Here is a 19,808-nt window from a genome sequence, read left to right as displayed (position 1 = left end):
GGCTTTTAACTTTTTATATAAAAGTAATCCTGACTTGAAGAACTCCAATCGTTAACCCTCGATGAATAACACTGTGTCTTCAAATTTTTAGTGCGATATAAACAGGTCTAAACCTGATCACCGTTGATAGGTAGGACGGTTAGATACGAATGTAAGTAACATCCGTTTCCAAAATGGGGAAATAGTGTACTCAATTACGCTTTCTCCATATCACGATAACGGTATACTAGGTAGATATACTTGGTATATACAGATCCACATCCTCACAACGCTTTAGAACCACTTTTCAACGTCTACAGAGAAAACGATGCCATTTTCACTACACTTCGAAACTGGAAAAGTCACCAGCCAACAACTTTACTCCGAGATATACCAAGGGATATTAGAAGGCAGATTACGATCAAATGAGAGATTACCATCAACTCGCATGCTGTCGAAAAAGTTAGGCATAGCAAGAAACACTGTCATTTCAGTGTATGAGCGACTTCAGTTCGAGGGGTGGATAGTAAAAAAGGCAGGGTCTGGCACGTACGTAAGTAATGCTCTAGAACAAACGGTGAATCAAGATAAGAGACCAATAAAACACTACCAACTAGGGGTGTTTGGCACTAACGCAGCGAAGAAGCCAGAGATCATCGCACCAAAGAATCTAGACTATGACTTCACTTTAGGCGTTCCTGATCATCAGAGAATAGCAAAGCATATTTGGCGACACTCAAGACTGAGTAGGCTCAATGCATTAACTCCAGAGTTTGCACATGGTGGTGATTTGCAAGGGTTAGCTTGTTTACGAGAGTCTATCTGCGAGTATGTGAGACACTCGAGAGGCGTAATCTGTGACCCTGAAGACATCATCATTACGCAAGGGTGCCAGCAGGCAATAATGACGACTCTCCTTACATTACTCTCTCCCGGGGATCTCGTGTCGACGGAAGATCCAGGATATCCTGTTTTTCGAAATCAAGCTCGATTACTTGGCGCGCAAATAGGCTCCGTGCCGATGGACGACCAAGGTGTTGTCGTTGAATCAATCCCTTCTAATGCCAAAATTATTTATACAACGCCTAGTCATCAGTTCCCTTTAGGCTTTAGCTACTCAGCTGACAGGAAGTTAGAACTGCTGAGATGGGCAGAAGTTAATAACGCAATCATTATCGAAGATGATTATGATTCGGAATATCACTATCTCAATACCAGTAAGAAAGCTCTCAAGTCACAAGACAAAAATGACTGCGTCGTTATGATAGGCAGTTTCTCTAAAATACTATTTCCCGGCATACGCATTGGCTATATGATTCCGCCAAAGTCTTTAATAGAGCCAATTTCAAATATGTTATGGCACTTGGGAAGAAGTACATCTGTAGTGTCTCAAATCCTACTTGACGAATTCATGCGTGACGGTCATTTCTCTCACCATTTACTCAATATGAATAAAATCTACAGCGAAAGGTATAATAAGCTAACTCAATTAATTGACAACATAGATTGCTTACAACGTATTCCAAGCCAAGGTGGATTGCATATAGCAGCTGAAGTATCGGGATGCGCGACACAAATGATGAATAAATTTGCTTCATCAAATGTAGCGGTTTACCCATCATCGCATTTTTCTATCAACAATCATTCTAATGCCCTCTTATTTGGATTTGGCATTATTCCTACCCAAAAAATAGAAAAAGCATTTGATATTATTCAATCAATATTGGATTAAAACAGATATAAAATTATCGTTTTGCTCGGTATCAATTTATCGTCGCAGTTATCAGCATCAGGGCGACAGCCAGCGTGGAACGCTTTTCAACCCAATAAGGGTTCAATACGAACTGTGTCGCTCTGACACGCTTGGTTTGGCTTCAGCCCCAACACTATATTTCTTCGACTGTAAACGTACTAGGTTCAAAGTAAAGCGACGTATCACGCTGACATTTGCAGCACTACCAACAACCCTATTGCGTAAATCATCTTCTTTTAAGTTAAGTTCACATCGAGCATTCAATGAACCTTATTTTTCTAATATCGAACCGTAAGTTCTGTTTAACACTCTATCAAAACACTATCTTTCGCTAGATGTTAAAGAAGAAAAGACTTCAAGGTAATTAAGGATTTGTTATAGACTATTGACCTACATAATAAAGAGCACAATCACGACATTAATCTCCAGTGATTTACCATACCGCTTCATGAGCAATTGGAATATAAATTATCGAAAAATACCAAACCATAAGTTAATACGCTGCTAACGGCTCAAAAAAATAACGAAGTTGTAGCGCAATTATATCAACATCATTTTCATGTAAAAAATAACGAGCGCCTTGGACACCGATCTCCCAATTATCTGAGAGGTTGTAGCCAACTTCTGCACCAATATATCCATCAAAACCATCCACTTCCGTCGTTATCTTGCTGCCTTGATACGTACTTTCAATATCGGTATCCCAGAACAAGCCCCCCAAACTCAGTTTTGCGGACCATGAATTGTATTGCCAGAACTTATAACCGATGTCGAAGCCCATGCCCTTAACAAGGAGTGGGGCTATAGATGCGACATTGGCGTGATAGTCTTCTGGTGAAGTAGTAGCACTACGCAATGTAGCACTACCTTCACCCATATCAATATAACGAATAGTTCCAGACCATTGATCAGAAAAAGTATATCCCAACCCGACAGAGCGATAGAACCCGGTGTTGTCAGTAGAGATTACGTTATCACCTTTAACAGCATCACGCTCATCTGCATGGCTTGACCCCATTTGAACATCAACATACCAGCCCGCTTGACTACTAAAACTAAACACAGCAATTAGTGCTAGAGCACTGTTTCTTCCATAACGTTGCATGGCTCCTAACAAAATCAAAAGCATCAACACCATGCCACCCAATGATCCTGCTGAAGTATTTTCAACCTTTACATCTCTTACCAACTTAACGGTCACTATAACTTTCCCCGCGTCTTGCAGGCCTTGGCTATCCTGAATGATATATGTCAACACATCATTGCCTTCAAACCCTGAGGTAGGGGTATAGGTCACGCTCTGATCTGCATTCATGACCGCCTGCCCATACTGCGCTTGGACTGAAACCAACTTCAATGTGTCGTTATCCGGATCGGTATCGTTAGCAAGGACATAAACCGTGACAGGGGTACGATCATCGGTGGTAATATTATCGTCCACCGCATTCGGATTCTGACTGTTTACCACATTTACCGTCACCTTCGCCGATCCCGTTCCACCATTACCATCCGTTACGCTATAAGTGATCAAAGCCTCCCCGTAGTACTGTGGTTGAGTGACATAACTTAGTTTGTTATCAACCACACTAACACTACCAATATCTACAGAAGCGCGACTTACCTTCAGCCCATCAGCATCAGCATCATTGCTCAATACATCGATCGTCACCGTACCATTGAGACTAACAAACGCATTGTCGTCAATCGCTTGAGGGAGTGTATTATTGCTTACACGAGCGGCAACGACGCCAGGGTCAACGACACTGCCATTAGCCAATCCGTCATCATCGTTCGGACCACCGTCTTCAATGGTAAGTTGTACACACCAGTCACCTTCAGTCAGACCCTGTGACCATGAACTGTGCCCTGGTGGCGGACAATAACCAGCCTCGCCAGCACTAGAAGAAACCGTGTTTTGAGCATCCTCAATAAAGTCTATCCACCCCTGTTCAGCGTTATACTTTCGGTACACTGCATTTGTTGGAACAGGTAAACGCTGAGGCAAAACTAATTGATAGCTTTGGCCGGGCAGCGGCAAATTAGTTACTACAAAATCAAAGATTCCCCCTATGCTCTTCATGTTGATATCTTTAGGAAGCTCCTCATCCAGCAATAAAGCTCCTCCTGTTGCGTTAGTCAGAATGGTTATTCCTTTGCGTAAACAGACACCTGGCTGCCCCTCAATGAGGAAGCGATCTTTTTCTGACACAACCTGTTGAATTACGTTACAGTCAGAAATTGCATCAAGATAATCAGGGATACCATCACCATCACTATCATTATGACCTTCTTGATCATCCGGGATTAAGTCGCCATCACTGTCTTCACTCCCGAGCTCCGCCAATGTTTGTACCACTTCTAAATAGACATTCCGTGTCACTGATAATGGTGGAGTGCCATTGTCAGTAACTGTCAATTGCAAATTGTAAATCGCTGAACTCAGTAATTGCGGAGAGAAAGTCAATGTTTCGCTGTACATCTGCCCCGCAATCGCTTGGTTAAGTACATCGCTATCACTACTCCATCTGAAACTGTGTATATCGGACATATTGGCATCACTAACACTGCTCGTGATTGTGACCGGTTCAACACCATTTTCAATTTGGCTCCGCTGCTCCCCCGCCTGAGATACACTTACCGTGACCTTCGGAGCCACATTCTCTTCAAAGATTGTCAAGGTGTAACGACGCTTACTACCTAGATTAAGGGTGCTGTCCAGATCAATCACTAAGGTTTCAACGCCCTCATTTTGTCCATCATTAAGTAGTTCGAACGAAAGTTTGCCTTCGGTACCACTAGGTATCACCACTTCACCAGAGGTGAGCGTGTGGTCATCACTGTCCGTGCTTCCTGAAACCGTATAAGGTATGATTACTGGGTAGCTCGGCGAAGGACCGTTAAGGTGTATCGATACGCTATGATTGGTGCCTTCCGTGGTTTGCGCATCTTTGGAGATACTTATCAGTGGATACACTGTTACCGTTTGACTAGCTTCAGCGACGTTTCCATCAGAGTCTTGAGTGCGCCAATAGACCGTATTAGTTCCAGGTCGGAAAAAGGTCGTGCTGTCGACCAATGAAACAGGTAATAGCTTGCCTGTACTATCTCGTGCCACAGCAGAGCCTAATGCAACTTTAGTAAAGAGCGAAGTTGCGTTCACTTCGATATCTGAAGGTGCGGCTATTGTTGGTGCGTCCAATTTCGCACTTTTAATTGTCACGATTGCTTTCGCGGTGGCCTTTCCACCGTTACCATCTTTCACACTGTATTGCACTGCCACTGTACCAATTGAGGTCGTTACCAATTGGATTTGACTGCCCACAATCGTTGCCGTTCCAGATGTAGGTTTAACCCATTCCAGTTGTAATGTATCTAGATCAACATCGCTGTCGTTGCTGAGTACATCCAATAAGTAGCTACCATCGTTACTCTCGGTAAAGACATAGGTATCATTAACCGCCACTGGCTCATCATTAACGTTGATTACCGTGATGCTAAACGCTGCTAAAGATGTGCTTAGCTCACCGTCTGAGACACTAATAACAATATTATTGGTGCTGCCAACATGCTCATTTTCCGGCGTACCACTTAGCAACCCAGTTGCTCTATCAAAGGTTGCCCATGATGGTTTATTGCGGATTGAAAAGCTCAAGCTACTACTATCAACATCCGATGCCTGCAGCGCAAAGCGGTACGTACTGCCTTCGTTGACGGTAAGAGCAGGAGTGCCACTGATCACTGGCGCGTCATTGACATTGTTAACCACAATACTGAATCTATTGAGCATTGTGGTCGTGAGACCATCAGAAACCGAGATAACAATGCCCTGATATTTGCCAACATCACCATTATCTGGTGTACCACTAAGCGTGCCTGTTGATGCATCAAAGCTAGCCCAAGATGGCTTGTTCACGATACTGAAGGTGAAGGCTTGGCTGTCAACATCTGACACTTGTGGCGTGAACAGATAGGTGCTGTCTTCATTCACTTGTGTTGCTGGTGAACCAGAGATAACGGGTGCATCGTTAACGTTATTCACAGTAATCGAAAAAGCTGACAATGAGGAAGAAATAGAGCCATCGGATACGCTAATCACGATACCTGGATAAGTCCCCACATAACGGTTACTTGGCGTGCCAGAAAGCGCTCCTGTTGTCTTGTCAAATGTAGCCCAAGGTGGCTTGTTAGCTATCAAGTAGGTCAGAGTATCCGCTGGGTCATTGTCCAATGCCGCGGGCACAAACTGATACACACTATCTTCATCAACTTGCGCCGATGGGGTACCCGTAATCACTGGCGCGTCATTAACGTTATTCACCGTGATGGTCACTAACGCCACTCCAGAGGTAAGTTCTCCGTCACTTACGCTGTAAGTGAAACTGTCCTGACCAAAGAAGTTACTGTTACCCGTATAAACCGCGTGATTGCCTGTGACGGTAACATTACCGTTGACTGGCGATTTTACAATTTGATAGCTCAAAGATGAGCCTTCTGCATCGTTACCATTTAAAGTAATGGTCAGCGGTATTTCTTCCTCTCCCGTAGCACTGATATCGGTCGCGGTTGGTGTATCGTTGACTGCATTAACCGTCAAATCGACACGAACCTCTGTCGAGTCGAGATCACCGTCGTTGACCTTGAACAAGAAGAAGTCGGAGCCATTGAAGTCCGCTTCTGGTGTATAGCGCCAACTATTATTGGTCAACTGCTCTAGCACGCCATGACTGACTTGCTCAGTGATAAGATACTGCAGAGTGTCATCATCGTTATCAATATCTGAACCAACCAGCGTGATCACCAAACTATTGTCTTCATCAAGCGTTTGTGACTGTGCTTGCGCCATTGGTGCGTCGTTGACTGGTGTTACTGTCATGGTCACTGTTGCGGCGTTAGATACAGCACCTGCTAAGTCTGCCACCGTATAGGTGAAGCTATCTTCACCGAAGTAGTTCTCATTGGGGTTGTAAACAATCGCTCCTGACGCCGTCACGTTCACACTGCCATGTGCTGGCGTATCGACGACTGTGACACTAGTGAGTTCAAAACTGTCTCCAACATCGGCATCACTATCATTGCCTAATACATTGACCTCGAAGGAGCCTCCCTCTAGTAGTTGTGCACTGTTATCAACAGCAACGGGGGCATCATTCACTGGCGTAATATTGAGCGTGACGGTTGCAGGTACTGAGACTGCTTGACCACTATCGGTTAGCATGTAGGTAAAGCTATGTTGACCATTAACGTTCGCTGTTGGCACAATCTTTAAGGTCCCATCGACATTGACACTGACCGTGGCAAAACTGTATACCCCCTCTCCTTGACCAAGATCTTGCAGGGTAATACTACTCGGGGTGAATGACCCATCTTCAATATCACTGTCGTTACTTAAAATATCGAGTGTCGATGTGATATCTTCATCAAAAGTAAAACTGTCTTCCTCCGCTACTGGTGAGTCATTGACGGAACCGATATTGACGCTGACCGTGGCCGCAAGAGAAACGCCGCCTTCACTGTCTGCGATCGTGTAAGTAAAGCTATCGCTACCATTTTCATTCGGATTCGGCGTATATACAAAAGTGCCTACAGTTTGATCAATGGCTACTTGTCCTTTTTGAGGCAAACTAACTAACGATAAATCACCCGTTGGGATGCCATCTTCAACATCCTCCGCTTGACTACGCGCGCTGACTGCTGCGCTTGCGGTATCTTCGTCGGTGTTGATGTTCAGCGCTTTAGCGACTGGCGCATCATTTATAGCCATGATAGTGACGGTCACTGTCGCCTCTTGCGACTCCTGCAGCAGGGCATCTTTCACGGTATAGGTAAAGCTATCTGTGCCTGTCTCATTATTATTTGGCGTATAGGTAACAACGCCGTTGCTGATCGACACCTGACCTTTAATTGGTTGCGTTTTAATCGTTGTAGAAGAAGCGACCATGTCATCATTAACATCGGAATCGTTGGCTAACAGATTAAATTGTTTCGCCGTATCTTCCTCAGTCGAGAAGCTATCATCAACTACCGTTGGCGCGACATCGTAGCGTTTGGTCACAGTATCCGTCACTGCATCAGATGCGTTGCCTGCGGCATCGGTTACCACCACGCTTACTGTCAACGTCCCCTCTTGCAAAATAGTGACGTCAATGCCCGTTACTTGCATGGTCTCCGAAGAAATTGTTTGACTAGCGCCGTCAATGGTCGTGGTACCGTCGGTCACGCTATAAGTGAACATCGCGTTCACTTCAGCTGCTGCGAAGGTAAAGCTCATCGCCTGTTCGTTGGTTTTGTTAATGCTCTCCTGATCAATGCTGATGCTATGTCCAGTCGGGATCCCCGTATCCACTGAGATCAACAACTGAGTCGCTGCTGTATTGAGGTTGCCAGCTGCGTCGCTAAATTTCTCGGCTGCAACATCAATAGTTGCATCCTCAGTGCTTTCTTCTGCAGGTGTAAAGGTAGCCGTGTAACTGGCGCTACCGCCCGCAAAGTTAGAAAGAGTTCCTCCAGCCACGGTCACATCGGCTTCGGAAAAATCAGTTGCGGCTTCACTCAAGGTAAACGTGAGTGTTGCCGTTTCACCCGCTTTCAACGCAGCGCTGGAGCTAGTGATACTAACGGTTGGAAGCACAGTATCGACGCTGATGGAAAGTGGTGTAGCTGCACTATTGGTGTTACCAGAGGCATCGGTAAATGTGCCTGTGGCAACTTCAATAGTACCGCTCGTCGCACTCTCTTCCGTTGGTGTAAAGGTCGCAGTGTAGCTGCTACTACTGCCAGCAAAACCAGACAAAGTACCGCCACTAACCGTGATATCCGCCTCGGTAAAATCGCTCGACGCTTCACTTAAGGTAAAGGTAATGGTCGCCGTTTCGTCCGCTTTCAGCGCCAATTTATCACTGGAGATAGTCACACTCGGCACTAAACTATCAACGGTTATAGACAGTTGAGGCGCAGCAGTGTTGCTATTCCCGGCAGCATCGGTAAAGAAATCTGCCGCCACGTTAATCGTCGCTGTACTTGTACTGTCTCTATCCGGCGTAAAGGTGGCCGTGTAATTGTCACCGCTGCCCGCAAAGTTAGACAAACTGCCGCCAGTGACGGTGACATCTGACTCAGTAAAGTCACTTGAGGACTCACTTAAGGTGAACGTGATACTCGCCGTTTCGCCAGAGATCAAATCAAGGTCTGAGCTGCTCAAAGAAACAGTTGGCCTCACGTTATCTAACGTAATTGTTGTGCTATCTATACTGGAGGTGTTGCCCGCCGCATCGCTCTGGCTCGCCGCGACCGTCAGGGTGCCGTTGTTAAACGCACTTACATCAAACTCACTGCCAATAGTCGTCCAAGCCCCGGTATTGTCGGCCGTCACCGTACGACTGACTGAGTTGTTATTGTCCGTGATGGTCACGGTCACACTATTGCCAGCCTCCGCGCCGGAGCCAGCAATCAGCACATCATTGTCTTCTGCCGCATTGACGATACCGTCGATTGCAATCGGCGTGGAAATGGTAACAGCGGATGGCGCTGCGTTATCTAGGGTTACGCTCTGGGTGGCTACGGTGGAGATATTACCTGCTATATCAGCTTGGGTTGCAGACACAGTCAGGGTGCCATTGCTCAAGCCACTGATATCCAGCTCGCTGCCGCTCAACGTCCAGTTGCCTGAGTTGTCGGTCGTCACCGTACGACTGACAGAGCTGTTGTTATCCGTGATAGTCACGGTCACGCTGTTGCCTGCTTCCGCGCCGGAGCCAGCAATCAACACATCGTTATCTTCCACTGCATTAACAATACCATCGGTTTCAATCGGTGTAGTGATGGTAACAGCTGATGGTGCGGCGTTATCTAAGGTAATGCTCTGGGTGGTCACTCTGGAGGTATTACCCGCCGTATCCGATTGCGTCACAGCAACTATGAGTGTGCCGTTGTTCAGGCCACTGACATCAAGCTCACTGCCGCTCAACGTCCAGCTGCCTGAGTTGTCGGCCGTCACCGTACGGCTGACAGAGCTGTTATTGTCCGTGATAGTCACGGTCACGCTATTGCCTGCTTCCGCACTGAAGCCAGCGATCAGTACGTCGTTGTCTTCTGCCGCATTGACGATCCCATCAGTTTCAATCGGCGTATTGATGATTACAGCAGATGGGTCTGCATTGTCCAGAGTAATACTCTGGGTGGCTGCGGTAGAAGTATTACCTGCTATATCTGCTTGGGTTGCAGACACCGTCAGGGTACCGTTGTTAAACGCACCTACATCAAGCTCACTGCCGCTCAACGTCCAGTTGCCTGAGTTATCGGCCGTCACCGTACGGCTGACAGAACTGTTATTGTCCGTGATAGTCACGGTCACGCTGTTGCCTACTTCCGCGCCGGAGCCAGCAATCAGTACGTCGTTGTCTTCTGCCGCATTGACAATACCATCGGTTTCAATCGGCGTGGTGATGGTCACTGCTGATGGGGCTGCATTGTCTAGGGTAACACTCTGGCTAGCTGCGGTGGAGATATTACCTGCTATATCTGCTTGGGTTGCAGACACCGTCAGGGTGCCATTGTTCAGGCCACTGACATCCAGCTCGCTGCCGCTCAGCGTCCAGTTGCCTGAGTTGTCGGCCGTCACCGTACGACTGACAGAGCTGTTATTGTCTGTGATAGTCACGGTCACGCTGTTGCCTGCTTCCGCGCCGGAGCCAGCGATCAACACATCGTTGTCTTCTGCAGCGTTGACGATACTGTCAGCCTCAATCGGCGTAGTAATGCTCACTGCGGATGGTGCTATTGTATCAATGGTGACACTTAACGCGTTGGATGCCGAGCTAACATTATCATCGCTATCAGACGCTTTAGCACTTATTGCATGTGTAATGCCAGACGCCAACTCATTGGTTGTTATCTGCCAGTTTCCTCCAGTAGCAGTGCCTGTGCCAATAACCGTTGCACCTCCACCGACTTGATCACTGTATAAAGTAACGATCGATCCACTCTCGGAAATCCCACTAAACGTTGGAGTAGTGTCACTGGTAATATTATCAGTATTTAATGATCCGGTATCCGAACTAGCATCTAAATCGGGTGTAGATGGCGCATTTGGCGTGGTATCGACCGTAGTAAAGTTAAATGTGGCATCATCGCTGATCCCAGCGAAGCTATTATTTGCGCTGTCAGCCACGGCACTGGATTCAATATGAATGGCGTAGGTCCGGTTCCCTGCCAGATCACTGGTTGGGTTTAAGTAAACTTTATTGTTGGTAACACTGATGCGACCAGCGCCTGGTGATGTTGTTGTGCCATCGCTTTCGGTGGCAACATTAAATACTTCAAAGTCGCGACTGTCGGTAACATTACGAATGGTAATATTGCCGCTCTTCAGCTCAATATTTTCATCGAAGGCAATCTCGATGTTGTTGCTAACAGAAACATTGGTTGCATCATCAGTGGGAGTTGAGCTCGCACTGACAAAAGTAGGCGCGGTAGAGTCTGAAACCGCAGCGTCATCAATCTTGATACTTCTGATAAGATAACGAGAGTCAGCACCCGGACTTCGGGTAAACGCCATAGTCACTGTATCAACGTCCTGCCATGCCGAATCATTAAAATCTGTACCACGGGTCAGGGTAAACAAGTCCTGTAACCCTGAGTTTGCTTCACCACCTTTTGGCAAGGTGACAGTTTCGGTCACTGTTTGAATATCATTAGAGAAGCCAGTTAACACAAGTTGATACGTTTTATCTGAGTCTCGGGCCGACCCCTGCATATAGGTAATTTCGTCGAAACTGAAGTTAGTACTTGATTTCTCAAAAAAGCGGAAGCCACGATTGTTGAACTCATTAATCATGGTATTTGAGTAAAGAACACCAGCTACAAATCCGAGGTCATTTAGGCCAGTAAACGGAGTGCCATCCGAGCTAGTGCCCGCATCTAATACCATAGATACAGTACCTGCATTGGTAAGAGTGACTGAGGGCATACCCCCTGTGACGCCGGTCTCCACCTCACTAAAATTGGAACCTGAACCATTAGAGTAGTTAATCGTTTGCTGTGCAGCCCAGGCTCCACCGGAAAAAAACGCTGAGAACACCCATGCTGTTGTAATTGCGATCGCAACCTGACGATGTAATCTCATTTTCCTCTCCTGAAGATGACGGCCTTATCAACATGGCCGGGTTATCATAATCAACTTAAATATTTAATTTTTTTATAGGAAAGGATTAGCTAAAGATTCAGCCAATTCTTTCTTGGTTGATTAGCTGTGCGGTGGGTATACTCCCGCAGTGGCAATTAACCAATTAATCGGCAATACCGGGCTCAGAATATTAAGTGGCATTGAACCGCCTGTTTCAGTCACAGTTACAGTACCTCCGCCCGAGCCACTACCAGACACACTTAAGCCTTCGATCTCGGTCAAATCTGGTTGCTGAAACGTCGGTTTATAGAACCCGGGGGTAGAGTTTTGCGCTATATACGAATTACTATCGGGTACCTGTGTATTTGCAGCATTGGTAGCAACCTGCATCCTGCCTGTTACAGGTGCAGAAGTGCCAAGAGGGGTAAAAATTGCCGTATGTAAGTGTGCTGGCATTTGAGTTATATCAATAGTTACCAGTTCAGTACCCAATCTTTCTCCCTGATGATAATCCATCCCCCCAGGTCGTGTGCCTACACCAACTGGACTGCGGCCACGCAAATCAGGTAAACCAAAGGTAGTTCGGGCGTCACCTCCGTATAGAGTGCTAACTAGAGAGAAGAGCGCTGGATTATCTTCAATTGCCTGCATTTGCCCCGAGCACATTGCCCAATTTCTAATTGCAAAATTGCCACCAAATGCGGTTAGTGTCCCAAGATACGGTTCTGTAGCCATACTGTTCTTCCTTTCAACGTATACACTTAAGTTAAAACCAGCCCATAACGAAATTGGTGTGGTTGGTTAAAACTTTCCAATCTCGCATTACTAAATACCGTTACGGGCTTCATCACTGCCGCAAAGAGCCGTATTGAGATATTTATTTACTCACAAGCAGAAGCGTGCTGGAGCAATGACATCCCAGCATCTAGCCCAGCCATTTGCGCATAGCGATAACCCGAAAACACGCCTTGCGGTGTAGCAATAACATCTATTGATATGGCGCTATCTAACGTTTTCACTTGTAACCCATGTTGTGGGCTGATCTCGAGAATTCTCCCCGCCTCTACACCGACTAAAGAAGTCTCCATTGCGCTTGCTTGCAAAACATTGGCGACACCACTTGGCAAGCTCAACATCGCACCACCGAAGTCATGATTGCCTGCTCGCACTAAGTTGACGATTTCGCGACTCGTTTGCACGTTCCAACGAAGGTGCAGATCATGTTGGTTTACTGCTCGTGCCACTTCGTTGGGGTTTGATACTTGTTCACGCCAAACCAGCCCTTGCTTTTGTTGCGCGATGAGGAAGTCATACATCAGCTTAGCCGTCATTTGTGACGCTTTTTGCTGAGCACTGGTTAAGGTCTCAAACGGGTGAAATGGTACCTCTAACTCCATTCCTATAGCGCCGGAATCAGCCGATGCCTCAAGACGATGCAGGGTGAGGCTAAAGGTGTCTAAACCCTCTCTTAATTGCCAATAGAGAGGCATCGGGCCTCGATACTCGGGCAGCTTTCCCGGATGAATGTTGTACAAGTTTCCGTTGAAAAACTGACACAGCGAGGAATGAACTATGTGCCTGAACAAATAGATAACGCCATCCGTGACTCGCCAAACATCGAGTTGCGCTATCAAAGCACTGCTGTCATTGGCGGTATACTGAGCAATATGAATCGATTGAGCGCTCAGATAGCTCTGTAGCTGCTGTAAGTCAGGATTTAGTTCTCCTTCCGGTACTACCACGCCCGCCAATTTATGCTGTTGTGCCAACAACTGAATGATGGGCAAGGCGTAACAACTTCCTGTAAAAACGACGTATTTTTGCTGCATATCGAAATCATCCATGGGTGGCGACAAAACCTGGCAATCCGGTTAACTGATAATAGAAACTGACCTTATCCCCTCCCTTCGCTTCAAAGTAATGGTGTTCAACAGCTTTGGGCTTGGCATCCACATAAAAAGTCATGTCGGGTTTAGGATGGGTAATACCAGAGTCGTATTGTCCGACCATCGCATCTCCGTAAGTATCGATATGGCTGTAAATGGCGAGGATACGTTTTGCCATATCTGGCACATCTTTCGGCAGCTCAATGGTGTTGCCTTGCAGCATTTTTATTCCACCATCTAGCTCAAAAATCTCGCTTCTGAGCAACATGGCTTTATTGACGTTAAGAATTTCTCCCAGATCAATTCGATCATCGATCGCTTCCGGCTGGCAATGGTTGGAATGTGCATACTCTGCTTTTTCCCATTGTTGATTAAATTCCGTCTCCCCGATGACCATCATGGCGCGCACAGATACCTGATTGGGGATCATTTCGCCTTGAATATGTAAATATTGAACCAAATGTTTCGCGATGCTGAGGAACCCTTCCCGACTAAAGCCATGCTGCATCGCTTCAAGTATCAGGAGATCAAACGTTTGAGTTGGCGAAAATTGGGTAGCATCTTCTTCCACTAAGGCTTCAATGTAGTCTGCGATATCGAGATCCGCGATCAATTGATTGAGTGCTTTAATGGCTCCGGGGTGAATATCTACTAGTGTCACCTGAAGCTGCTCTGCGCTAATTCGATCACTTTGTTTGTAGTGAGCAAGTAAAGGCAGCAGCAATGGTGCAAAGGGGCCGCAAGCTGGATAAAGCACTTTAACCTGTGACTTGTTGGCAAGCATATGTTGGATAGCTTTGTTTATACCACACGCAAAGCCTTTAATTCGGTACACATCTTTGATGGTGTGTTTACAGTTAAGTGGGGACATCACCAGCCCAGACGTGGAAATGTACTGTCGGGTCAGTTCCTCTTGAGTGAGTTTAGCCAGAGAAAGAGATTGGCAAGCGTTGCCATACATGCTCTGAAAGGCTTGCACCAGTGTTCGGTGCTCAACTTTCGTCTCCTTCAATACGAGCTCAACTGCCGCAGCGAAACTCTCTTTCAGTTGCCGTTGGCGTTCAGCCGTGCTGAGTTGGTTTTGGAGCATAGCCTCAAGTTGAGTCCGTAATGAGTACTTAAGCAGCTCATCCATTTCGGGTTCAGCAAAACCAAACTGTTGAGTTTGTTGCTGCACTTCTTCAACACCGACCGTCTCACGAGATTGAGGACGTTGCTGGTAGAATTCTATAGATGAGCCTTTTTGCATAATTCATGAACCTCACTTGCCGCTGTAGCAGTAGTTAATGATGTAACACACCTGTACTTGAGAAAAACATATGCCAGAGGTCCGCGTTACAATATCTCAGCTCCCGGCTCTAACTTCATAAACCGTACTGACAAAATTGGGCAGAAAAATTGAGATAAAAACAGTTCTAATCCTGTAAATTCAGATAGTAGTAAATAGTTAGGGTAATAGGCCTTTCGATGTGATTCTTCTAAAGCAAGCGCTTGCCAATCCCCTCGATGGCAAGATCGTTTGACATATGGCAGCCACGCAGTCTCCTTAATAGAGGTAAGCGCGGCACTCAAGTGTGGTGTAATATGAAAGCCTTTTAACAGGCAGAAAAAGCCAATATCCATAGTATAAAGCCAACTATTTATAATATTGAAATTAAAATAATTTTTTCGGCAGTTATTTTGAAATTGCCGATATTTGATTTATAGACTAGAAAAAATCAGTTAGCCAGAATAGAGATCAAAAAAAACACTAAAAATAAGATTGTCAATTTATATCTCTAAAATTAAAGAATTTAATTTTTAAAGTTTAATGAAGTCCAATATAAGTTTAAGGTGTGCAATCTTTTAAAAGATATAAGTTTAAAGATATTTCAAAAAACTTATTAAGAAAAACATGAACTCACAAAAATAAATATCAAAATTATTAATAAAAAAACACCACTAATATAACAATGAATTAAGGTGGTTTGAAGATTAAAATGCCCATTTCATTTTCGTATATAACATTTTAACTACTAGTATTATATATGTGGTGAAATAAGATAAATTTATTCACTCAACATATCCAATCGATTCAGGTTTACTGGGAAAAGCTATACGTTACAACGGAGTGAAATATGGCAAATAGGGATGGAAGAATTCCACTCAACGTATTACGACTCAAAGAACTGAGAAAGAAATTAGGACTGAGCCAAGAAAGACTGGCGGAAGAATGCTTTCAACAGGGTTTTGTCGTATCTATTGCTTCCATAAAGCGAGCAGAGTCTGGGGCGAATGTGCTGTATCGTACCGCATCCAATCTCGCGGAATACTTTTCTGTCCCCGTAGAGGACCTCTTAATAGATCGGGCCTCAGAACCATTACTTACAAATGTATCTTCATCACCACCATATTTTTTTATTTTTGCAATCGAAGCAAAGTGTGATTTGACCGCAAAGACTCTGCAAACATTACTTTTCAGCCAAAACACTACACCCATAATAAAAAACCGGACGTTTGTTCTTACTTGGTCTATACAGGAATCGGACGAATATGTTTTTGAACGAATTCGACAACTAGCCCTTCAATTACAGGTTGCTCTTTCGGCTTCGATTCGGTCTTTTATCAATGTGAAATACAAGCATCGAGTCACTGAGCTATCGGAACATCCGAATGCGATAACCCCAATCAATGACATCCTAGTTAAAATCCCTTGGGGAGAAATAGCTGCTTGTCCTTGCTTTATCTCGTCCAATTGTGCCAGACCAATAAAACCGTTTCTAACAGGAGAGCCAGACTTCAACAACTGGCATCTTGTATCCTTACACCAAAGCCATACTGACTGTTTTGTAGGGCGTAAACTTGAACTAGAAACATTGAATAGCGGAATCAAGCGATGGCAAAAACAAGAAGCAGGCCAAACGTATTGTATTACTGGTACCGCAGGGATAGGAAAGACCAGCCTACTCAACCAAGTCATTGCGTCTTTGAATCGATCTTCGTGTTTAACCACAGAGATTCAAATCCTGAATCATGGCAGTGCTGATCTCTTGTCCCCTCAAAATATATTCACTCGGGCAATTTGTTCATTTACTCGTGAAGATACCGATGATTCTATTCGTCAGCAAACTGTCGAGTCATCAATTCCCTCTTCTTTCCACCTCTGCCTTTATTGGTTAATGGGGGTAACACTCAACGAATCAGAAAAGCAGTTGCTGAACTTAATGGAGTTCCAAACGCTGAAACAAACGATAGAGCAATCTATCCCTTTCTTAATTCAACAACGGCAGACCAGCAAACCGCATTTGATTATTGTTGAAGATGTCCATTGGGCCGACGAAGTAATGTTGGCATTTCTTGAGACACTGCTACCTCATATCACAAAAACCAATATTTTACTCTTTCTGACGTTTAGGCAGCAAAAACGACTTAGTTCCAAACAATCTTGGTTTGCCAACGTGAATCTAATCGAACTTAGGGAGTTATCATCTGAAGAGTCTTACGAGTTAGCTTGCTCAATAACATGCCAACAGAATAAACATATCAATGACTGTATAAAGCTTGCGAAAGGCCATCCTCTATACTTGCGCCAAACACTGCTTTGCTCTCAGTTTGATAAAGACGTTCCGGAGTCATTGGAACATTTAGTTTCGATACAATTAGCTCAACTTCCAGCCCAAGATCGCCAAGCACTCTGTACTGCCTCTGTGTTGGGGCAGTGCTTTCAACTGGAGCAACTGCGTGAAATCACTCGAATTCCCGGCTACGTACCAGATAAGTTGGTCGACGCTGGCTTAGTAAAACTCAATGGCGATCAATACCTTTTCCATCATGATTTGATTTGCAATGCTGTTTTCCGTCAAATAGACAAGTCACAGTGTTCAAAAATACACATGGCCTGCGCAAAATGGTATGAGAACCGAGATCGATTCTTATATGCCGTCCATATTAATCATGCCAAGGTCGAAGGTGTATTTACTGTTCTTGAACAGACCGCCAAACATTACCTGAGTAATTATCAGTTTGAAAAAGCACTGACTCTTATTGAGTACGCTATTAAAGAGTCACCTAAAGAACAGATGGCGTATGCACTAAATATGAAAGGAAACTGCCTGTATTCGATGGGACGCATCAAAGAGAGTATTGAGGTTCTTGAGCAAGCGGTTCATCACACAGAAAATGATCCTGAACGTGTTCAATACTATTTAGACCTCATTAACCCCTACCGCTTAACCGACAACTTTGTACAAGCGATGTCGATTTTAGACCAAGCCCAAGCCCTGTGCGAAAAGCTGACGTTAAATAAATCTTTGTGTGAAATCCACTCGATGAGAGGTAATATGCTATTCCCTACTGGGCAGCTAGACGAATGTGAGAAAGAACATTTACTTGCATTATATTACAGTCAGCGAGCAAACTGTTTTCGCGCGAAAGCGAAATCGCTTGGCGGCCTCGGTGATTGTGCCTACGCACAAGGAAAAATGGCTCGCTCATACGAGCACTTAACCGAGTGTTTGCAACTGTGTGAAGAGCATCAGTTGCTTTCGATTGAAACTGCCAATCGCTACATGCTGGCAACAGTGATGATCTATCAACTGCAATCTGACGAAGCACTAAAACAGGCTCAGCATGCCTCGAATCTTGCCTATCTCACGGCAAACCGCCGAGCAGAAATTGTTTCTAGGCTTACGGCTGCATGGATCTTTCTCGACCGTAATGTCTTGGTGCAAGCTGAAAACGAAATCTCGACCGCTCTACAACTTTCAAAACAGCTTAATGCTCATCGATTTGTCGCTTTTCTTTTGGAGTCCAGTGCAAGATTGCACTGGTATCAGGGAAAAGAGGAGAAAGCCCTTTCGGACATCGACACGGCTCTAGATCTTGTTCATATCAATAAGCTACACAATTTTATTGGTCCTTGGCTCGTATCTACCAAGGCACTTATTTGTGGCGATGAATCAACGGCCCTCTCCGCTTTGCGCACTGGTGAGGCTTGGCTAGAATCTACCTGTGTCGGTCATAACTATTTACGCTTTTACCAACAAGGAATCCAAGTAGCGTGGCAGTATAAGCAGCCTACGCTACTTCGAAAATATCGCGATAAGCTGTCTAACTTCACCCGAGAAGATCCGCATCCATGGGGTGACTTTTATATTGAACAAGCGAATCTGATGCTTGCCTTACTCGACCAGTCCAGCTCCGTCTCTGAGTTGTTAAACTTCAATCAGGCCGCGCGTAAGCATCAACTGAATCAGGCTCAAATAAGTGTTGATGAGCTGGACCATTGGCTCTCCACATCTACTCAACCATGAAATATTCAATAAACGAAGAAAGTCGATTAATTGCACCGTCAAGTCATCGTGTTTACTCGATTTACCTCGTCAAACACAGATATTCGAAACCATCGAATATCTGTGTTTTGGCACAGTGTCATCGCTGATGAGATTTATGCTGGCGCAAGATCATTTTGCTCCACCTTAAAGTTCTCGATGCTAGGAACATGCTCAGGCAAAAGTAGAGTAACGCGTTGATTTGCTACTTCAATCCATTTACCTGAACTATTTTTATATCGATAGAATGCCACGCCTGACTTCCAATCATCATTAAGTAGGATGTTGAGCGTTACGTTATGAAGATCAGCTCCTAAAGGAGCAATGCCTAGATAAGGCTGGTAGCCCTGCAACGTCACCATGATATGACAATCACGCATCGTGCATTGATAGTTGAAACTACCATTGAGATCAGACACCACATTTAACGGTGGGTTAATGGCCTGAAAGATATGTCCTTTACCCACTATTGATTTGTCTTCGCTGGCCACGAGTAGATTAACATCGAAGCTCACTCCTCCAGGTAAGCCGTTACCAATTTGATAATGAGCAGTAAAAATTGCTTGTGATTCTTTTGATTCCATTTTCATTGTGTTCTCCAACTGAATTTATTGTCGTTAGTGACCCATTCAATGTAGATAACGCGTCATTCTGGTTCAGTATCAATTTAGGCTCAGATCTACTTGACTACATAAATTATCCACGGTCACGCAGATGCCGATCGTTCTTTTCATCAACCAGATATTGTTGCTCTCTCGCTG

7 protein-coding genes are annotated in these 19,808 nt (G+C 45.0%); 2 read left to right on the top strand and 5 right to left on the bottom strand.

Annotation, left to right across the window (positions count from 1 at the left end):
• The first annotated feature begins 307 nt into the window (after positions 1-307).
• Positions 308-1,711, top strand: coding sequence for a PLP-dependent aminotransferase family protein (locus R7F07_RS04535; RefSeq protein WP_054574689.1), 1,404 nt, complete (start codon positions 308-310; stop codon positions 1,709-1,711).
• Positions 1,712-2,225: 514 nt separating this feature from the next.
• On the opposite strand, the gene R7F07_RS04530 is transcribed toward R7F07_RS04535, so the two are convergent.
• The 4 genes from R7F07_RS04530 to R7F07_RS04515 form a co-directional block, all read right to left on the bottom strand.
• Positions 2,226-11,852, bottom strand: coding sequence for an Ig-like domain-containing protein (locus R7F07_RS04530; RefSeq protein ID WP_171342597.1), 9,627 nt, complete (start codon positions 11,850-11,852; stop codon positions 2,226-2,228).
• 120 nt (positions 11,853-11,972) lie between these two features.
• Positions 11,973-12,587 (bottom strand): phage tail protein, encoded by a 615-nt coding sequence (locus R7F07_RS04525; RefSeq protein ID WP_005373442.1) that lies wholly within the window; start codon positions 12,585-12,587, stop codon positions 11,973-11,975.
• A gap of 146 nt (positions 12,588-12,733) precedes the next feature.
• Complete coding sequence (locus R7F07_RS04520) at positions 12,734-13,681, bottom strand: formyltransferase family protein (RefSeq protein ID WP_224721233.1); 948 nt, start codon at positions 13,679-13,681, stop codon at positions 12,734-12,736.
• A gap of 7 nt (positions 13,682-13,688) precedes the next feature.
• The gene (locus R7F07_RS04515; protein WP_053307255.1) at positions 13,689-14,987 is read right to left on the bottom strand and encodes a hypothetical protein; all 1,299 of its coding nucleotides are present in this window, start codon (positions 14,985-14,987) and stop codon (positions 13,689-13,691) included.
• Positions 14,988-16,347: 1,360 nt separating this feature from the next.
• Between R7F07_RS04515 and R7F07_RS04510 the strand changes: the two genes are divergently transcribed.
• A complete protein-coding gene (locus tag R7F07_RS04510) occupies positions 16,348-19,029 on the top strand; it encodes an ATP-binding protein (RefSeq protein WP_258495813.1) in 2,682 nt (893 codons plus the stop codon).
• Between the two features lie 134 nt (positions 19,030-19,163).
• Here R7F07_RS04510 and R7F07_RS04505 read toward each other — a convergent pair whose 3' ends face one another.
• The gene (locus tag R7F07_RS04505) at positions 19,164-19,637 is read right to left on the bottom strand and encodes a DUF1842 domain-containing protein (RefSeq protein ID WP_171342600.1); all 474 of its coding nucleotides are present in this window, start codon (positions 19,635-19,637) and stop codon (positions 19,164-19,166) included.
• Positions 19,638-19,808 lie beyond the last annotated feature (171 nt).

Origin of the sequence: Vibrio sp. YT-16, from assembly GCF_033337405.1 — a bacterium.
Classification (GTDB): Bacteria; Pseudomonadota; Gammaproteobacteria; order Enterobacterales; family Vibrionaceae; genus Vibrio; species Vibrio alginolyticus.
This window is presented reverse-complemented; position numbering and strand designations above follow the sequence as displayed.

What these genes read in the sequence shown, in the direction of transcription:
- R7F07_RS04505 (WP_171342600.1), bottom strand. Translation starts at nt 19,637, where the DNA reads ATGAAAATGGAATCAAAAGAATCACAAGCAATTTTTACTGCTCATTAT.
- R7F07_RS04515 (WP_053307255.1), bottom strand. Translation starts at nt 14,987, where the DNA reads ATGCAAAAAGGCTCATCTATAGAATTCTACCAGCAACGTCCTCAATCT.
- R7F07_RS04520 (WP_224721233.1), bottom strand. Translation starts at nt 13,681, where the DNA reads ATGCAGCAAAAATACGTCGTTTTTACAGGAAGTTGTTACGCCTTGCCC.
- R7F07_RS04530 (WP_171342597.1), bottom strand. Translation starts at nt 11,852, where the DNA reads ATGAGATTACATCGTCAGGTTGCGATCGCAATTACAACAGCATGGGTG.
- R7F07_RS04535 (WP_054574689.1), top strand. Translation starts at nt 308, where the DNA reads ATGCCATTTTCACTACACTTCGAAACTGGAAAAGTCACCAGCCAACAA.
- R7F07_RS04525 (WP_005373442.1), bottom strand. Translation starts at nt 12,587, where the DNA reads ATGGCTACAGAACCGTATCTTGGGACACTAACCGCATTTGGTGGCAAT.